This is a genomic window from Streptomyces sp. NPDC002690, assembly GCF_053592415.1.
Window position 1 is genome coordinate 1 of sequence record NZ_JBSFVR010000765.1, and the last position, 1,080, is coordinate 1,080.

At 69.7% G+C, this 1,080-nt stretch carries 1 protein-coding gene and 2 pseudogenes; all 3 read left to right on the forward strand.

Annotated elements, in window-relative coordinates; all coding sequences use genetic code 11:
* Positions 1–152: pseudogene (locus tag ACWD3D_RS37370) on the forward strand (ABC transporter); the annotation flags it as partial.
* A complete protein-coding gene (locus ACWD3D_RS37375) occupies positions 149–940 on the forward strand; it encodes an ABC transporter permease (RefSeq protein WP_451465073.1) in 792 nt (263 codons plus the stop codon). The pseudogene ACWD3D_RS37370 and the gene ACWD3D_RS37375, both read left to right, overlap by 4 nt.
* A 35-nt stretch (positions 941–975) precedes the next feature.
* Positions 976–1,080, forward strand: a pseudogene (locus ACWD3D_RS37380) (GNAT family N-acetyltransferase); the annotation flags it as partial.

A 1,080-nucleotide genomic window follows, 5' to 3' on the forward strand; every position in this document is an offset into this window, starting at 1 on the left:
ACCGCCTCGACACCGCCGGCGTCGAAGCCGACGAACTCACCGTCCACACCCCCGACCTCGACGACGTCTTCTTCGCCCTCACCGACGGCACCCGCACCACCGTGCCGAACCAGCAGACCCCGCAGCTCCACCCCAAGGAGGACGTCCGATGAGTACCCTCTCCCTCGCCGTGCGCGACTCGTCCACGATGCTGCGCCGCAATCTGCTGCACGTCCGGCGCTACCCCTCGCTCACGCTGAACCTGCTGCTCACACCGGTGATGCTGCTCCTGCTCTTCGTCTACATCTTCGGCGACACCATGAGCGCGGGCATCGGCGGTGGCGGCGCGGACCGCTCCGAGTACCTCAGGTACCTCGTCCCCGGCATCCTGATGCTGACCATCGGCGGAACCACCATCGGCAGCGCGGTCTCCGTCTCGATGGACATGACCGAGGGCATCATCGCCCGCTTCCGCACCATGGCGATCCACCGGGGATCGGTCCTCATCGGCCACGTCCTCGGCAGCGTCCTGCAGTGCGTGATGAGCGTGGTCCTGGTCGCCGCCGTCGCGGTGGCCATCGGATTCCGGTCCACGGACGCCACCGTGCTGGAGTGGCTGGCAGCGGTGGGACTTCTGACGCTCGTCTCCCTCGCCCTCACCTGGATCGCGGTCGGCATGGGCCTGTCCAGCCCGAACGTCGAGGCCGCCAGCAACAACGCGATGCCGCTGATGATCCTGCCGCTCCTCTCCAGCGCGTTCGTCCCGCTCGACGCGATGCCCGGCTGGTTCCAGCCGGTCGCCCAGTACCAGCCGTTCACCCCGGCCATCGAGACCCTGCGCGGACTCCTGCTCGGCACCGAGATCGGCAACGACGGCCTCATCGCCGTCGCCTGGTGCCTCGGCCTGATCCTGCTCGGCTACTTCTGGTCCACGTCCCTCTACGGCCGCGACCCGAAGTAGCCCGCGCGACCGGCCGGTCCGGCGGCGCGTCCGACGGGGTGTCGGTGCTGCCCTCCGCGCGCGGCAGGGGGTTCGGCGCCGATGTCGTCGGGACCCTCTGCCACTACGGCTTCGTCGTGCGCGGCCTGCGGAGGCTGCAG